Origin of the sequence: Nocardia sp. NPDC005746 (assembly GCF_040630785.1) — a bacterium.
GTDB lineage: Bacteria > Actinomycetota > Actinomycetes > Mycobacteriales > Mycobacteriaceae > Nocardia.
Genome location: NZ_JBEXYE010000017.1, coordinates 25909 through 43018 on the forward strand (window position 1 = coordinate 25909; position 17110 = coordinate 43018).

Genomic DNA, 17110 nt, shown 5'->3' on the forward strand with positions numbered 1-17110 from the left:
GCCTCCGGGCCTGACCCGCTCATGCCGAATCCGCTTCCTTCCACGCCTGTGCCAGCAGCGCCCGGGTCTCCCGGAGCAGCTGCGGCATCACCTTCACTCCGCCGACGACGGTAATGAAGTTCGCGTCCCCACTCCAGCGCGGCACGATATGTTGATGCAGATGATCGGCGAGTGAACCCCCGGCAACGCCACCGAGATTCAGCCCGACATTGAAGCCCTCGGGCCGCGACACCTGCTTCATCACCCGGATCGCCTGCTGGGTGAACGCCATCAGCTCGGCGCTCTCCGCGGCGGTCAGGTCCTCCAGGTTGGCGACGCGACGGTAGGGCACCACCATCATGTGGCCGGGGTTGTACGGGTACAGGTTCAGCACCGCGTACACCGATTCACCGCGCGCGATGATCAGCCCGTCCTCGTCCGACATCTCGGGGATGTCGGTGAAGGGGTGCCCGGTCTTCTTGGGCGCGTCGGCCTTCGACTCGGCCGCGGTGTCGCGATCCTCGGCCTCGCCGGTGATGTAGGACATCCGGTACGGGGTCCACAACCGCTGCAGGCGATCCGGATCTCCCGCACCGGTGTCCACGATCTGCTCGGGCACGGGTACGAATGCTTCGCTCATCGACCCGCCTTGCGGATCTCGAAACCCTCCGCGGTCGGCGAGCTGTTCTCCCGCCGCTGCACCCAGTCCACGACGGTGGCGACCGCGTCGGCCACCGGCACACCGTTGACCTGGGTGCCGTCGCGGAAGCGGAAGCTGACCGCGTCACCCTCCACGTCGCGCGCGCCGGCCAGCAGCATGAACGGCACCTTCTGCGCGGTCTGGTTGAAGATCTTCTTCTGCATGCGGTCGTCGCTACGGTCGAGCTCGGCGCGAATCCCGTTGTCCTGCAACTGCTCGATCACGCGATCGAGGTGCTCGGCGAACGCCTCGGCGACCGGGATGCCCACCACCTGCACCGGCGACAGCCACGCCGGGAACGCGCCCGCGTAGTGCTCGGTGAGCACGCCGAAGAAGCGCTCGATGGAACCGAACAGCGCGCGGTGGATCATGACCGGGCGGTGCTTGGCGCCGTCGGAGCCGGTGTACTCCAGCTCGAAGCGCTCGGGCAGGTTGAAGTCGAGCTGGATGGTCGACATCTGCCAGGTGCGGCCCAGGGCGTCCTTGGCCTGCACGGAGATCTTCGGGCCGTAGAACGCGGCGCCGCCCGGATCCGGGACCAGCTCCAGACCGGAGTCGGTGGCCACCTTGCGCAGGGTCTCGGTGGCCTCCTCCCACAGCTCGTCGGAACCCACGAACTTCTTCGGGTCCTTGGTCGAGAGCTCCAGGTAGAAGTCGTCGAGGCCGTAGTCGCGCAGCAGCGAGAGCACGAACTGCAGCGTGGAGGTGAGCTCCGCGTGCATCTGCTCCTTGGTGCAGTAGATGTGCGCGTCGTCCTGCGTCATGCCGCGCACCCGGGTCAAGCCGTGCACGACGCCGGACTTCTCGTAGCGGTAGACCGAGCCGAACTCGAACATGCGCAGCGGCAGTTCCCGGTAGGAACGCCCGCGCGACCGGAAGATCAGGTTGTGCATCGGGCAGTTCATCGGCTTGACGTAGTAGTCCTGGCCGGGCTTGCGCACGGTGCCGTCCTCATTGAGTTCGGCGTCGAGGTGCATGGCCGGGAACATGCCGTCGCGGTACCAGTCCAGGTGACCGGAGACCTCGAAGAGGTGGCCCTTGGTGATGTGCGGGGTGTTGACGAACTCGTAGCCGGCGGCGGTGTGGCGGCGACGCGAGTAGTCCTCGAGCTCCTTGCGGATGATGCCGCCCTTGGGGTGGAACACCGGCAGGCCCGAGCCGAGCTCGTCGGGGAAGGAGAACAGGTCCAGTTCCAGGCCGAGCTTGCGGTGGTCGCGCTTCTCGGCCTCTTCCAGCAGGCGCAGGTGCTCGTCCTGGGCCTCGGTGGACTCCCAGGCGGTGCCGTAGATGCGCTGCAGATCCTCGCGGGACTGGTCACCGCGCCAGTAGGCGGCCGAGGAGCGGGTCAGCTTGAACGCCGGAATGTACTTGGTGGTCGGCAGGTGCGGGCCGCGGCACAGGTCGGCCCAGATCAGCTCGCCGGTGCGCGGATCCAGGTTGTCGTAGATGGTCAGCTCTTTGCCGCCGACCTCCATGACCTCCGGATCGTCGATGCCCGACTTGTCGGAGATGAGCTCCAGCTTGAACGGCTCCTTGGCCAGTTCGACCCGGGCCTCGTCGATCTCGACCACCCGGCGCGAAAACCGCTGCGCGCCTTTGATGATCTTCTTCATCCGGGACTCCAGCTTGGCCAGATCCTCGGGGGTGAAGGGACGGTCGACCTGGAAGTCGTAGTAGAAGCCGTCCTTGATGTACGGGCCGATGCCCAGCTTGGCCTCGGGGAACTCCTGCTGCACGGCCTGCGCCAGCACGTGCGCGGCCGAATGCCGGATCACATTGCGGCCGTCGGGCGAATCGGCGGTCACGACCTCCACCTCGGTGTCCAGCTCCGGCACCCAGGTCAGATCCTTCAACGCGCCGTCCGCGTCCCGCACCACGAGCACCGCGCCCGGGCCCTTGCTCGGCAGGTCCGCCTCCCGCACCGCGGCCCCGGCGGTAGTCCCAGCCGTGACCCGGACGCGGGCGGCTGGGGTCTGCTGGGGTGAGGTGGTCACGGCTGGACACTCCTAGGCGTTTCACGGCGGCGATCCATCCGCCGTACAGGTTGGACATGACGACCGGGCACCCCCCTCGTGAAGGGCAGAGCCCCGGCGGCCACCACTCTATCGGCACGGTTGTCCCCGCGCGCCGATGGACCACCCCTGCGCCCCAGGGTGTTCGGCCCCGCCCGCGCCGTCAGCCGCGCGCGGCGACCTCGGCGAGCAGGACCTCACGCTCGGCGGCGGGGCGTTTGGGGCAGCTGGTGCACATGGTGCAGCCGGGGACCTCGAAGACCAGGCAGCAGGAAATGCGGCGGACGAAGGTGCGGCCGCCGACGTCCTGGAAGCGGGGCACCGGAAGGCGCCCGGCCACGTCGCGGGCCAGTCGCGCGCCCGCTTCCTCGGCCCCGATGTCGAGGGCGCGGTTGCCGATGGCATCGGCCACGATCGCCCACAGTGAGGCCACGCCCGCGCCGGACACCTCGGCGACCACCGGGATCACCCGGGACAGGGTATGGCGCAGCGCGTGCCCGACAGATGCTGTCGCGCAGCCGCTTTCGGGCCCCGAGGCGCAGCCTTCGAGGTCGGCGGCGTGGACTTCGGACTCGGTGTCACCGGTAGGCGCGGGCATCAGCGGATCCACGATCGACGCGGCGACCACGTCCGGGGCCGCCACCGCGTCCGATCCGAGGGCGAGCAGGTGGGCGGCGATCCGGTAGCCGTGCGGTTCGCCCAGCACGCGCTCGACGCCGCCGTCCGGCCGGATCTCGAGCACGATGTGCTCGAGCGCGGGGTCGAAGGCGGGCGCATCGCTGGCGATCGCCGCGACGATCGGGTCCACCAGGGACGACGCGGCCATGCACCACCACAGGGTGCCCGAGACCCGCGAGTCGGCAGTCCCCCACGAGATCCCCATGTCGGCGATCCGTTCGGCCAGCCACTCCGGCCGTAGCAGGTCGGTGCCCGGCACGAGGGCCTGTGAAACGGGGGGCTGCGCAACCATTTCCATTCGACTCCGATCCGGCCGTTCACGGTGATTACTACCCACGATGTCACGTTTGGGCGCCGAAGTGGACCGCTCCCCCGCGAGCCTTCCGCGCACCCGATCAGCCCGCGATTCCACGAGGCGCGCTCAGCGTACGGCGCGCGTGCCGAACCGCCCGGCCGACGCGCCAGGCGAACGCACCCGAGGACGATGCGGCGTTCCTCGGGCCACACCGATCGCCAGCGGAGGACACCGATCACGAAGGGCCAGTCGGCCCGACCATGCGGCCGTGCGGGCTCGCCCGCCTGCTGGCCCTTCATGATCCACGGCACCGAAAAGTACGGTGGCGCGGGCAATCCCGAATGGAATGCCCGCGCCACCGTGTGGTGTGGGTCGATCAGTGGGTGTGCGCCAAGGCCGATAGCTCGGGGGCGTCGATCTCCCGGATGCCCGCCGAGGTCACCTCGAGCACCCGGGCGGTGCCGATGTCGAAGAACAGGCCCTTGATCTGCAGGCCGTGTTCCGCTATGGCGCGCCGGACCACGGGGTGGGCCCGCAGGGTGTCCAGCTGCACCGCGACGTTGACGATGGAGAGCTGATCGTCCACGCCGTATCCGGCCCGGGCGGCCGCGGCGGCGACCGGGTCGTCGGGGTGGAAGCGGTCCAGGCTGGCGCGGCCGTGGACCAGCCAGTTGCCCAGGCCCGGGCCGGTGGGCCCGCCCGCGACCAGGGCTTTCATCGCTCCACAGGCGGAGTGGCCGCACACCACGACATTGTCGACGCGCAGTTCCTCGATGGCGAACGACAGCGCCGCCTCGATGGAGGTGTCGCGGCCGCCGGGGACCACGAAGTTGCCGACATTGCGAATCGTGAACAGGTCACCGGGTCCGGTATTGGTGATCACATTGGGCACGATCCGCGAATCCGCGCAGGTCAGGAAGAGCGAGTGCGGGTTCTGTACGTCGCGTAGCTCGTCGAGGTGCGGGCGCACCACGTGGGCGTTGCGGCGGTGGAAGGCGGCCACGCCGTGGGTGATCGGGTTGCCGTCGTCCTCGCGCCACGGTCGCAGAACGTCGTCGAGCAGGGTGCGGGCGCGGCCGCGGACCGGCGGCCCGGTCAGGGCGTGCGCCATGCGGGCGGTGCCGAGTTCCACGTATTCGACTGTGCCGCCGGTGTTCTCGTGCTGGCCGGCCCAGTCGTGGATGGCCTCGTAGGCAGCGTGGTCGAGGAAGTCGACGGTCAGTTCGACCAGCACGTTCGCGCCGGTCGGGACCTTGCCCAGTTCCGCGGACAGTTTCGGCAGCGCCAGGAAGGTGCAGGTGCCGTCGATGCTGACCAGCCAGCGATCGGTGCCGGCGACCTCGCCCGCGGTCACCGACACGCGGACAACCCGCCACAGCAGTAGCCCGAAGGCCAGGACCAGGCCGATGATGACGCCCTCGAGCAGGTTCAGGAACACCACGCCGAGCACGGTCACCACGTACACCAGCAGATCGCCGGTGCGCCGGGCCAGCTTGATGTGGGCCAGCTTCACCAGCTGCACGCCGACCACGATGAGCAGACCGGCCAGCGCCGATTTCGGAATCTGCTGCACCAGTCCGACCAGCGCGACCGAGAACACCAGCACCCAGACGCCGTGCATCAGGGCGGAGGCGCGGGAGCGGGCCCCGGCCTGCACATTGGTGGCGCTGCGCACGATCACGCCGGTGACGGGCAGGCCGCCCAGGGTGCCGGAGATCATGTTGGCCGCGCCCTGACCGATCAGTTCGCGGTCGAAGTTGGTGCGCGGGCCGGTGTGCATCTTGTCCACCGCGACCGCCGACAGCAGGCTCTCCACGCTGGCGATCAGAGCGATGGTCAGGGCGGCGAGCGCCACCGCGCCCCAGTTGCCGGACGGCATTCCGGGCAGGCCGATGGCGTCGAACAGCGAGCCGCTCAACACGATTCGCTCCGGGGAGCCGGGCAGCACCAGCGACAGCACGGTGCCGACGACGACCGCGACCAGCGGGCCGGGCAGCACCTTCACCTTGCCGGGCACATACTTCCAGCCGAACATGATGGCCATCACGACCGCGCCGATCAGGAAGTCGTCGCCGTGGATGCTGGACAGCTCACCGGGGAGCTGGATCACGTTCTGCCAGGCCGAACTATGGGACGCGCCGCCGAGCAGCACATGCAGCTGCTGCAGCGCGATGGTGATGCCGATTCCCGCCAGCATGGCGTGCACCACGACGGGTGCGATGGCCAGGGCGGCGCGGGCAATTCGGCTGAGCCCGAACAGAATCTGGAGCAGACCGGCCAGGACGGTAATGAAACATGCCGTCTTCCAACCGAACTGGGTGATGGTTTCGGCGACGACGACCGTCAGACCGGCCGCGGGGCCGCTGACCTGCAGCGGGGAACCGCCGAGCAGGCCGACCACGATACCGCCGACCACGGCGGCGATGAGTCCGGCCGCGATGGGCGCGCCGGAGGCGACCGCGATGCCGAGTGACAGCGGCAAGGCGACGAGAAAAACTACTAGGGATGCAGGCAGATCGTGACGCAGCAGGCTGTCGAGCCTGCCTTCGGATCTACCTGGCGGTGAATCGGTGTCGCGAGACATATCGCTCCTCAGCGAGCATGTACAGGGGCATCGAATAAAGACCGCGGACGGCGTTGGCCGCGCACTCACCGGACGAGCAAAGGCCAGGCTAAAGGTAAAGTCTTAGCAAAGTCTGAGAAAACCTGCCGCCCAACATAACAAGGGGGTGAATCCTGCCGGATTCACGCCCCTTTTGCCCGAAAATCCTCACCAACACCCCAAATCACACGCGCCTCATGCGGGCTGGGCCACCCTCCCCACGCCGTCGATCTCCGCGATCCCGTCCACGGTGACCTCCACCACCCGCGCCGTGGCGATGTCGAAGAACAGCCCCGACAGCACCACCCCGCGCTCCTGGACCCCGCGCCGCACCACCGGATGCGCGTACAGCGTCTCCAGCTGCACCGCCACATTCACCATGCCGAGCTGATCGACCGGACCGAATCCGGCTGCGGCAGCGGCTGTTCCGACCGGATGCCCGAGCCGGAACCTATCCAGGCTGGGCCGGGCGTGCGCGAGCCAGTCGTCGAGCCGGGACCCGGTGACCAGTTCACCGTGCAGCGCGCCCATCGCGCCGCATCCGGAGTGCCCGCACACCACCACCGAACGCACGTCGAGCTTGTCGAGGGCGTAGATCAGCGCGGCTTCCATGGACGAGTCCTGGGCGTCGCGCGGAATCAGATTGCCCACGTTGCGCACCGTGAACAGATCGCCGGGACCGCTGTTGGTGATCACGTTCGGCACGATGCGCGAGTCGGCGCACGTGACGAAAAGCGAGTCCGGTTCCTGCCCGTCACGCAGCACACCCAGGTGTGGCCGCATGACGTGCGCGTGACTGCGGTGGTAGGCCGCCACACCCGCGACGATCGGGTCCACATCGGTCGCGGTGCGCCGCCAGGGCCCGAGCACCTCGTTGAGCAGGTGCCGCGAATGCCCGCGCGCGGATGGACCCGCCGCGGCATCGGCCATACGGACCGCGCCGACCTCGATGAACTCGACCGTGCCGCCGTCGGCGCGGTGCTGGTCCACCCATTCCTGCAGGGCGTCGTAGGCGGCGTGGTCCAGGAAGTCGACTGTCATCTCCAGCACCACATCGGCGTTCGGCGGCACCTTGGCGAGTTCACTGGTGAGCTCGGGTAAGGCCAGGAAGGTGAAGCTGCCGTCCACCGTGACCCGCCAGCGCACGGCGTCGGTACCGCCCAGCCCGACCTCCTCGGCGGTCACCGTCACCCGCACCACCCGCCACAGCAGCAGCGCGAAGGCGAGTGCGAGACCAACGACCATGCCCAGCAACAGATTCCAGAACACCACCACGAACACGGTGGCCGCGTACACCACCAGGTCGCCGGTGCGCTGAGCGCGCCGGATGTGGGCCAGTTTGATCAGCTGGACGCCGACCACGATGAGCAGTCCGGCCAGCGCCGCCTTGGGAATCGAGCGCGCCACCTCGACCAGCGCCACCGAGAACAGCAGGATCCACAGCCCGTGCAGCATGGTCGAGGCCCGGGTGCGCGCCCCCGCCTTCACATTGGTGATGCTGCGCACGATGACCGCGGCCACGGGCAGGCCGCCGATCAGGCCGGAGACCACGTTGGCCGCGCCCTGCCCGATCAGTTCACGGTCCAGATCGGTTCGGCGAGTGGCGTTTTGACGCATCCGGTCGGCCGCGACGGCCGATAGTAGGGTCTCCACACTGGCGATGAGCGCGATGGTCACCGCCATCAGGGCGATGGCGGCCCAGCTGCCGTGCGGCACCTGCGGCAGCCGCAGTTCGTCCAGCAGCGATCCGTCGATGGTGATGTGCTCGACGCGCACCGGCAGCAGCCGGGCCAGCACGGTGGCGACCAGCACCGCGGCCAGCGGCGCGGGCACCTTGCGTACGGGTTCGGGCAGGTGCTGCCAGCCGACCAGGATGGCGATCACCACCAGCCCGATGCACAGGTCGCCGGCCTTCACCGAGGCCAGCTGGTGCGGCAGCCCGGCGATGGCCGCCCAGGACGAGGTCAGGGTGTCGCCGCCCAGCAGCACGTGCACCTGTTGCAGGGCGATGACGATGCCGATCCCGGCGAGCATGGCGTGCACCACGACCGGCGCGATGGCGAGCACGCCGCGCGCGATCCGGCTGAGCCCGAACAGGATCTGCAGTCCGCCCGCCAGCATGGTGATGAAACACGTGGCGGCCCAGCCGAACTGGTTGATGGATTCGGCGACCACCACGGTCAGCGAGGCGGTGGGCCCACTGACCTGGAGCACCGAGCCGCCGCAGAGCGCGGCGACCACCCCGCCGACCACCGCGGCGATGAGTCCGGCGGCGACGGGGGCGCCCGCGGCCACCGCGATGCCGATCGACAGCGGTAGCGAGACGAGGAAGACGACGAGCGAAGCCGGGAGATCGTGGCGCACCAGGGTGGCCCACGAGTCCCGACGCGCGGGACCGGGAAGCGACGTCCGTGGAGGCTGATCGGTGTCGGTGGACATATTTCTCCTTCGCCGGCACGGCGGAGCCGCCCGGTTCATCGGTCAACATGTACTGGCATCGAGAGGCAGCGGCGGGCGAGGCTGGAGAACCACGACGCTTGGCAGAACGCGGGTAAGCGTAAAGACAAGGCAAAGGGAACGAAAAGCATTTGCGGCGATTGATGCGAACCGCTATCAAACTGTGACACAGCTCACGCGCTCGCGCCAATCGGATATCACCGTTTGTTCACCCGATGCACCCTGCGGGTTCGCCAGCGATGCCTACTGTGCGCGCGAGATTGCTGTGGAACCCGGAGTGAGTCGGGGTCCTTCGGAAAGGGTCCCGCGGAATGTCGCTCCCCCGCCGCGTCGTCGTCGCGGCCGTCGTCCTCGCGACCGTCTCCACCGCCGCCTGCGGCAAGCCGCCGGAGCCGAGAACGGTTCCGGCGGCGACCAGTTCGTGGACCGCGCCGCCCGGGCTGCGCGGCGAGCTGACCCTGTACTCGGCCAATCCGCAGGACCTCACCGACGATCTGGTGGCCGCCTTCACCAAGGCGTCGGGGGTGAAGGTGACCGTGTTCAGCGCCGAGACCGGCAAGATCACGGCCAAGCTCGACAAGGAGGGCCCGAGTCCGGCCGCCGACGTGGTGTACCTGGCCTCGTGGACGCCCGCCGCGCAATACGACCTCGACGGCCGCACCCTGCCCTACACCCCGCGCGGCGCGGACCGCGTGCACGACGGGTGGATCGGCAAGAATCACGGCTTCCTGGGCCGCGACGGGTCCGCGCTGACCATGGTGGTCAACACGGAGGCGTCCCCGCGCCTGCCCAACGACTGGGCCGACCTGGCCGCGCCGGAGTTCCACGGCAAGGTGATCATGCCCGACCCCCGCGAATCGGGCACCGCGCGCGACCTGCTGGCGGCCATGGTCAGCGCGTGGGGCAAGGACGACACCTGGGCCGTCTTCGACGCGCTGTTCGCCAACGGCATGGTGGTACGCGGCGGCAACGGTCCGGCCCTCGACGAGGTCGGCTCGGGCAACGGCTGCGCGGTGGTCCTCGGCGGCGTCGACTACGCGGCCTACGACGCGGCCGCCAAAGGCGTTCCACTGCGGGTCATCTCGCCCGCCTCGGGCACCATCGTGACGCCGCGCCCGGTCTTCATCCTGAACACCACCAGGAACCCCGCCGCCGCGAAAGCCCTGGTGGACTACATGTTCACCCCCGAGGCCCAGCAGATCTCGGCAGCCCACAAGATGATTCCCGCCCGCACCGACATCCCGGTGGCCCCGGGCACCCGCACCTACGCCGAGGTCAAACAGCTGCCGTTCTCCTGGGATCAGATCAAGGGCAACGGCGCCGCGATCCTCGCCGAGTTCGTCCAGCGCTACCTGCACTGACCCCGCGCGACCTCAGCCGCGCCCGTGCGCCCGCTCGTAGGCCGCGCGGGCGTCCGCGGCGCGGGCGCGTTCGCGCTGATCGGCCAGATTCGGGTCCAGGCCGTGCTTGGCCAGGCGAGCCCGCCGGAACACGTACATCAGCGCCGCGGTGAAGTAGATGAGCGGCAGGTACAACAGCGCCATCATCGACGCCCCCATCCACAGCGGCCCGGGAATCAGCAGGAACAGGCACAGCGGCGGAATGATCGGGATCAGGATGCGCAGCATGTAGCGGCGGGCCGCACCGGGCCCGGTCAGATCCTCGATCACCCACGGGTGCATCGACGCGGGCAGGGCGCCGCCCGCGATGTAGCGCAGGCGCTGCCAGAGATTCGGGGTGTCGTTCGTACTCATCGATGGCTGCTTTCGGCGGGACGGGAGACGAGTTCGCGGGCGACCGCGATGGCCTCGGGGGTCTGATCGAACAGGTGGCCCGGGCCGGGCAGCGCGCCGACGGCCGCGAGCGTGCGCCGGTGGTCCTCGCGCAGGCCGGACATGAGCACGGTGATGTCGCGATGCTCGAGCTTGCCGACGGCGTCGCGCAGGGTGAGCGCGCCGGTGGTGTCGAGCGCGGTGAGGTGGGACATGCGCAGGATGACCACCCGCACCTGCGACACCTCGGCCAGTTCCAGCAGGAAGCGGTGCGCGGCGGCGAAGAAGAGCGGCCCGTCGAGGCGGTAGGCCACGATGTGGTCGTGCAGCAGCTCGTGCTCCTCGGCCAGGTGGTCGGCGTCGTCGAGCGGAATCTGGTGCAGCCGGGCCTCTTTGGCGACCGAGCGCAGCGCCAGCAGCACCGCGATGCCCACCCCGACGGCGACCGCGCTGACCAGGTCCAGGGCGACGGTGATCCCGAAGGTGATCGCCATGACGGCCGCGTCGCCGCGGGAGGCGCGGGCGATGGCGGCCAGCGAGGCGGTCTCGACCATGCGCACGGTGGTGGCCAGCAGCACGCCGGCCAAGGCCGCCAAGGGAATCGCCGCGACCAGCCCGGTGGCGAGGAAGACGATGCCCGCCAGCACCACCGCGTGGGTGAGCGCGGCCAGCCGGCTGCGCGCGCCCGAGCGCACGTTCACCGCGGTGCGCGCGATCGCCCCGGTGGCGGGCACCCCGCCGAACAGGGGCGCGGCGATATTGGCCAGGCCCTGCCCGAACAGTTCGCGGTCGGGATCGTGGCGGGTGCCCACGGCCATGGAGTCGGCCGCGGTCGCCGACAGCAATGATTCCAGCGCCGCCAGCGCGGCCACGGCCAGCGCCGGGGCGATCAGCCCGCCGAGCTGGTCCAGGTGCACGAAATTCAGTGTGGGCGCCTGCAATCCGGACGGGATGGTCCCGATCAGGGTCAGGTCCAGGTGGAAGACCTTGGCCGCCACGGTCGCCAGCACCACGGCGAGCAGCGCGAACGGCAGTCGCGGCAGGTAGCGGCCGCCGATCAGTACGACAGCCGCCACCACCAGCGCGGTGCCCAGGGACACCCAGCCGGGTTCGGCGGCGAACTGCCGCACCGCGTCCCACGCCGACTGCCATACCTTGTCGCCCTGCGCGTGCGCGACCCCCAGCGCGGACGGGAACTGCTGCAGCGCGATGACCACCGCGATCCCCGCGGTGAATCCCTCGATCACCGGGGCGGGCATATAGCGCACGGCGCGCCCGACCCCGGCGATCGCGAGCACCACCAGCACGAGCCCGGCCAGCAGCCCCACGGCCAGCACCCCGCTCGCTCCGTGCCGATGGAAGATCGGAACCAGCACCACGGTCATCGCGCCCGTGGGCCCGGTGACCTGGAACCGGGAGCCGCCGAAGACCGCGGCGAGCGCGCCCGCCACTACAGCGGTCGCCAGTCCGGCGGCCGCGCCGAGCCCGGAGCTGATGCCGAAGCCCAGCGCGAGCGGCAGCGCGACCAGCGCGACGACGAGTCCGGCCAGCAGGTCCGCGCCCGGGGCGCGCACGGCGGGCAGCCAGTCCGCCCGGTTCGGCAGCAGGTGGGCCACGGTCAGAGCGCCTCGGCCAGACGTAATTTCAGCGCGGCCAGTTCGGCGCGCAAGGCGTCGGGCAGGCGGTTGCCGCCGATGCTCGCGTACCACTCGTCAATGGATTCCAGCTCGCGCACCCATTCCTCGACGTCCACGGCCAGGGCCGCGCCGGCCAGGCCGCGGTAGCCCGCGCCCAGGCCCTCGAGATCGAGTGCGTCCGCGGTGGGCACGTACCCGATGGGGGTGCGCACGGCGTCGGCGGTGCCGTCGAGGCGTTCGAGCGCCCACTTCAGCACGCGCACATTGTCGCCGAAGCCGGGCCACAGGAACTTGCCGTCGGCGCTGCGGCGGAACCAGTTGACCTGGAAGATCTTCGGCAGCTGCGCGCCTTCGCGGGCGCCCATGGCCAGCCAGTGCGCGAAGTAGTCGCCCACGTGGTAGCCCAGGAACGGCAGCATGGCCATGGGGTCGCGGCGCACCACGCCGACCGCGCCCGCGGCGGCCGCGGTGGTCTCCGAGGACAGCACCGAGGCGGTGAACACGCCGTGCGCCCAGTCGAAGGACTCGGCGACCAGCGGGATGGTGGTGGCGCGGCGGCCGCCGAAGAAGACGGCCGAGATCGGCACCCCGCGCGGGTCGTTCCATTCCGGGGCCACCGACGGGCACTGCTCGATCGGGGTGCAGTAGCGCGAGTTCGGGTGCGCGGCCGGGGTTCCCGACTCGGGGGTCCAGTCGTTGCCGCGCCAGTCGATCAGGTGCGCCGGCGGCTGCTCGGTCAGGCCCTCCCACCAGGCGTCGCCCTGGTCGGTGCGGGCGGTGTTGGTGAAGATGGAGTTGCCCGCCTCGATGGTGGCGATCGCATTGGGGTTGGTCTTGGCGCCGGTTCCCGGTGCGACGCCGAAGAATCCGGCCTCCGGGTTGACCGCGTAGAGGCGACCGTCGGCGCCGAAGCGCATCCAGGCGATGTCGTCGCCCACGGTCTCGGCCTTCCAGCCGGGCAGGGTGGGTTCGAGCATGGCCAGGTTGGTCTTGCCGCACGACGACGGGAACGCGGCGGCGATGTAATGCGTCTTCCCCTGCGGCGAAGTCAGTTTCAGGATGAGCATGTGCTCGGCCAGCCACCCCTCGTCACGGCCGATCACCGAGGCGATGCGCAGCGCGAAGCACTTCTTGCCCAGTAGCGCGTTGCCGCCGTAGCCGGACCCGTAGCTCCAGATGGTGCGGGTCTCGGGGAAGTGCGCGATGTACTTGGTCTTGTCGCACGGCCACGGCACGTCGGCCTCGCCCTCCGACAGCGGCGCGCCCACCGAATGCAGGCACTTCACGAATTCGGTGCCGGGGGTGAGCTGTTCCCAGACCTGCGCGCCGGAGCGGGTCATGATCTGCATCGAGACCGCCACGTACTCCGAATCGGTGATCTGCACACCGTATTTCGGTTCCCCGGCGTCGAGCGGGCCCATGCAGAAGGCGATCACGTACAGGGTGCGCCCGGCCATCGCGCCGCGGTAGTGCTCGGTGAGCACGGTCCGCATGTCGACCGGATCCACCCAGTTGTTGGTGGGTCCGGCGTCACTCTCGCGCTCGGAGCAGATGAAGGTCCGGTCCTCCACGCGTGCCACGTCATCCGGATCGGAGACGCACCAGAAGGAGTTGGGCTTGGCGGGCAGCGGGACGAACGTGCCCTTGGCCACCAGGTCCGCGGTGAGCCGGTCCCACTCGTCGCGGGAACCGTCGCAATAGACGATCCGCTCGGGCGCGGTCAGCTCCGCGACCTCGGCGACCCAGGCCGCGATGTCGGGGTGCGCGGTCGGGGCCACGGTGGGGGCGACGGTGGCGGTAGGACGTTCGGGCACAGCGAACCTCTCTTCACGAAACAACTAGGTTTTTATTTTAGAAAACATGCAATCAGTTGGTGGGCGGACCCCCGGAAAAGCCGTGGGCCCCCGCGGCTACGCGGAGTGCTCGAGCGCCTCCGCCTGGCCGGTCACCACGCCGGTGAGGATGGCCCGCGCGACCGCCAGCAGCTCCGCGACCTGCGGCGAGGTCAGTTCGTAGGTGACCGAGAGTCCTTCGCGGCGGGCCGAGACCAACCCGGCGCGGCGCAGAATCGACAGCTGCTGCGACAGGTTCGCGGCCTCGACGCCGATCTCGGTCAGCATCTCCGAGACCGCGTACTCACGCTGGCTCAGCAATTCGAGGACCCGGATCCGCACGGGATGGCCGAGCGTCTTGAAGAAATCCGCCTTCATTTGATAGAGCGGCCGTTGCAGTCCTGGCATGTCGCGAGCCACTCCTTCCGAGGGCGGATGGGCATCCGGATGCGCTGCCCGACCCGGTGATTGCAGAGTTTAGCAAACAGGACAATCATGCTAGGTTCGGTCGTCCCCGGACCGCCCACAGGAAGACCGAACGTGCCCATCGCCACCCTCAACGGGATTCGCCTCAACTACGACGTCACCGGTAACGGACCCCTGGTCGTCCTCGTCATGGGCACCGGCAGCCCGGGCCGGGTCTGGCGGACCTACCAGGTGCCGGCCCTGGTGAAGGCGGGTTTCCGGGTCGCCACCTTCGACAACCGCGGCATCGCGCCCTCGGAGGAGAGCGCGCACGGCATGCGGATCGAGGACCTGGTCGCCGACACCGCGGCGCTGATCGAACTGCTCGGCGGTCCCGCGCACGTGGTCGGCACCTCGCTGGGCGCCCGCGTCACCCAGGAACTCGCGCTGGCCCGGCCGGATCTGGTGACCAAGGCCGTCATGCTGGCCACCACCGGCCGCTCGCATCCCCTGGCCAGCACGCTGAACAAGGGTGAGCAGGCGTTGCAGCAGCTGGGCGTGAAGCTGCCGCCGGAGTACGCGGCCGCGGTCAAGGCGATGCTGAACCTCTCCCCCGCCACCCTCGAGGCCGACGACTCCGCGCAGCAGTGGCTCGACATCTTCGAGTACTCGGCGAGTGTCGCGCCCGGGCCGGGCGTGCTCGCGCAGATGCGCATGGACCGGACCGGCAACCGCCTCGCCGACTACGCCCGCATCACCGTCCCCAGCCTGGTGGTCGGGTTCGCCGACGACCGCATGCTGCCGCCGATGTTCGGCCGCGAGGTGGCCGAGGCGATTCCGGGTGCGCGGTACGTGCAGCTCGACAAGTGCGGCCACTACGGGTATCTGGAGCAGCCCGAGGCGGTCAACAGCACCATCATCGACTTCCTCACCGGCGTCCACGCCTGAGCCCCACCGACTTCCGTCCCTGCCACCCGCCGAGGAGCCGATCGTGTCCGACTCGCTGCCGCCCTGTCCCGCCTGTTCCAGCGAATACACCTACGAGGTGAGCGGATTGCTCACCTGCCCGGAGTGCGCGCACGAATGGACCGTCGAGACCGAGGCGGCGGCCGAGGACGGCGCGATCCGGGACGCGGTCGGCAATGTCCTCGCCGACGGCGACACCGTCACCGTGATCAAGTCGCTGAAGGTGAAGGGCAGCCCCACCGGCATCAAGGCCGGCACCAAGGTCCGCAATATCCGCCTCGTCCAGGGCGTCGGCGACCACGACATCGACTGCAAGGTCGACGGCATCGGTGCCATGCAGCTGAAATCCAGTGTGGTGAAGAAGGTCTAGAGCGGACCTCGCGCGCGGGTCAGTCGACGGGTTCCTGCTGGGTGGTGCAGTGGATGCCGCCGCCGCCCGCGGCGATGGCGTCGATATTGATCTGCACCACACGGCGATCCGGGAAAAGCCGGGCCAGTGTGGAGTAGGCGGCCGAATCGGCTTCCGCGTCACCGAATTCCGGGGCGACGACGCCGCCGTTGCAGACGTAGAAGTTGATGTATCCGGCGGCGAAGTCGTCGCCCGCGCCGCGGTAGCGCAGATCGACCGGCGCTTCGAGGGTTTCGATCTCGAGCGGCCGTCCCTGCGCGTCGGTGGCGTTGTGCAGGATCTCGAGGTGGCGGCGGGTGACGTCGTAGTCGAAGGACTCCTCGTCATTGTCCAGCGCCGCGACCACCACCCCCGGGCGGGCGAAGCGGGCGTAGAAATCGGTGTGGCCGTCGGTGATGTCCTGCCCGGCGATGCCCGGTAGCCAGATCACCTTCTTGATGCCCAGCAGATGGTCGAGCTCGGCCTCCACGTCGGCCTTCTTCCAGCCGGGATTCCGATTCTTGTTCAGCACACAGGATTCGGTGATGAGCGCGGTGCCCTCGCCGTCGACCTCGATGCCACCGCCCTCGAGCACCAGATCGGTGTGCGTGGTCTCCACTCCGGCGCGGCCGTCGACGATGGTGGCGACCTTGCTGTCGCGCTTGTGCTGCTGTTTGCCGCCCCAGCCGTTGAAGTTGAAGTCGACACCGGACTTGCCGTGATTGCTGTGCACGAATACCGGTCCGGTGTCACGCATCCAGAGATCGTCGAGGTCGGCCACGATCAGTTCGACGTTCGCGCCGCCGATCAGTCGCCGCGCCAGATCGAGTTCGTCCTGGCGCACCAGCATGGACACCGGCTCGAAGCGGGAGATGGTGGAGGCGATGGTGGCCAGGTTCTCGCGCACCTGCGGCAGCAACTGCCGGCCCCAGATCGCTTCGCTCGCACCGAAGGCCATCCAGGTGCGCTTGTGCGGGGCGCCCTCGTCGGGCATCACGCCGGAGTGCCCCTCATTGGACGAGCCCGTGGAGGGCTCGCCGTTGAACCACGACGAGATGGATCCTTCACAGCCCGCGAGCAGCAGCCCGCCCATAGTCAAGATCCCCGATCGCATGAACCGGCGTCGTCCTTGCATTGCACTGTCTCCTTTGAAAGAAGGCCCGGCGCGGCGTTTCCCTCTCCGGCGCGCTGAATCCACTGAACCCGCTGATCAAACGGCCGCCACACACAGAACGGCCCGAGCCGGGCACCAGCGACTCTAATGTCTGACTGAATTTTCAGTCAATACCGGCCGGTGTGATCCGGCTCCCTCCGCGACCGGGTGCGCGCAGACTGGGAAGGATGACCACCGCCCGCGTTTCCGCTGCTCTGGCCTCCGCGATCGTCA

The 17110-nt window shown here is 69.2% G+C and carries 13 protein-coding genes; 3 read left to right on the forward strand and 10 right to left on the reverse strand.

Annotated features, from left to right (window positions below; genetic code table 11):
* Positions 1-19: 19 nt before the first annotated feature.
* The 5 genes from ABZ412_RS27085 to ABZ412_RS27105 all read right to left on the reverse strand — a co-directional run bounded on the left by ABZ412_RS27085 (position 20) and on the right by ABZ412_RS27105 (position 8705).
* Complete coding sequence (locus ABZ412_RS27085) at positions 20-619, reverse strand: HIT domain-containing protein (protein ID WP_357285295.1); 600 nt, start codon at positions 617-619, stop codon at positions 20-22.
* A complete protein-coding gene (thrS, locus tag ABZ412_RS27090; protein WP_357285297.1) occupies positions 616-2673 on the reverse strand; it encodes a threonine--tRNA ligase in 2058 nt (685 codons plus the stop codon). Before thrS ends, ABZ412_RS27085 begins: the two co-directional genes overlap by 4 nt.
* 181 nt (positions 2674-2854) lie before the next feature.
* Entirely contained in the window at positions 2855-3661 is an 807-nt protein-coding gene (locus tag ABZ412_RS27095) for a (2Fe-2S)-binding protein (RefSeq protein WP_357285299.1), read from the reverse strand.
* Positions 3662-4040: 379 nt separating this feature from the next.
* Positions 4041-6248, reverse strand: coding sequence for a bifunctional SulP family inorganic anion transporter/carbonic anhydrase (locus ABZ412_RS27100; protein ID WP_357285301.1), 2208 nt, complete (start codon positions 6246-6248; stop codon positions 4041-4043).
* A gap of 213 nt (positions 6249-6461) precedes the next feature.
* A complete protein-coding gene (locus ABZ412_RS27105; protein ID WP_357285303.1) occupies positions 6462-8705 on the reverse strand; it encodes a bifunctional SulP family inorganic anion transporter/carbonic anhydrase in 2244 nt (747 codons plus the stop codon).
* Positions 8706-9034: 329 nt separating this feature from the next.
* Here ABZ412_RS27105 and ABZ412_RS27110 point away from each other — a divergent pair, with 329 nt between their 5' ends.
* Complete coding sequence (locus ABZ412_RS27110) at positions 9035-10084, forward strand: extracellular solute-binding protein (protein WP_357285305.1); 1050 nt, start codon at positions 9035-9037, stop codon at positions 10082-10084.
* 12 nt (positions 10085-10096) lie between these two features.
* On the opposite strand, the gene ABZ412_RS27115 is transcribed toward ABZ412_RS27110, so the two are convergent.
* From ABZ412_RS27115 to ABZ412_RS27130, 4 genes are all read right to left on the reverse strand, one after another.
* The gene (locus ABZ412_RS27115; protein WP_357285307.1) at positions 10097-10477 is read right to left on the reverse strand and encodes a DUF5313 family protein; all 381 of its coding nucleotides are present in this window, start codon (positions 10475-10477) and stop codon (positions 10097-10099) included.
* Positions 10474-12138 carry a SulP family inorganic anion transporter gene (locus ABZ412_RS27120; RefSeq protein WP_357285673.1) on the reverse strand — a complete coding sequence of 555 codons (1665 nt, stop codon included), beginning with the start codon at positions 12136-12138 and terminating at the stop codon, positions 10474-10476. Before ABZ412_RS27120 ends, ABZ412_RS27115 begins: the two co-directional genes overlap by 4 nt.
* Positions 12114-13946 carry a phosphoenolpyruvate carboxykinase (GTP) gene (locus ABZ412_RS27125; RefSeq protein ID WP_357285309.1) on the reverse strand — a complete coding sequence of 611 codons (1833 nt, stop codon included), beginning with the start codon at positions 13944-13946 and terminating at the stop codon, positions 12114-12116. Before ABZ412_RS27125 ends, ABZ412_RS27120 begins: the two co-directional genes overlap by 25 nt.
* 96 nt (positions 13947-14042) lie before the next feature.
* Positions 14043-14372 (reverse strand): metalloregulator ArsR/SmtB family transcription factor, encoded by a 330-nt coding sequence (locus ABZ412_RS27130; RefSeq protein ID WP_357285311.1) that lies wholly within the window; start codon positions 14370-14372, stop codon positions 14043-14045.
* Positions 14373-14504: 132 nt separating this feature from the next.
* Here ABZ412_RS27130 and ABZ412_RS27135 point away from each other — a divergent pair, with 132 nt between their 5' ends.
* Positions 14505-15317: an alpha/beta hydrolase gene (locus tag ABZ412_RS27135; RefSeq protein WP_357285313.1), complete on the forward strand. Its 813-nt coding sequence runs from the start codon at positions 14505-14507 to the stop codon at positions 15315-15317.
* 43 nt (positions 15318-15360) lie between these two features.
* Complete coding sequence (locus tag ABZ412_RS27140) at positions 15361-15705, forward strand: zinc ribbon domain-containing protein YjdM (RefSeq protein WP_357285315.1); 345 nt, start codon at positions 15361-15363, stop codon at positions 15703-15705.
* 19 nt (positions 15706-15724) lie between these two features.
* Here ABZ412_RS27140 and ABZ412_RS27145 read toward each other — a convergent pair whose 3' ends face one another.
* Positions 15725-16837: an agmatine deiminase family protein gene (locus ABZ412_RS27145; protein WP_357285317.1), complete on the reverse strand. Its 1113-nt coding sequence runs from the start codon at positions 16835-16837 to the stop codon at positions 15725-15727.
* Positions 16838-17110 lie beyond the last annotated feature (273 nt).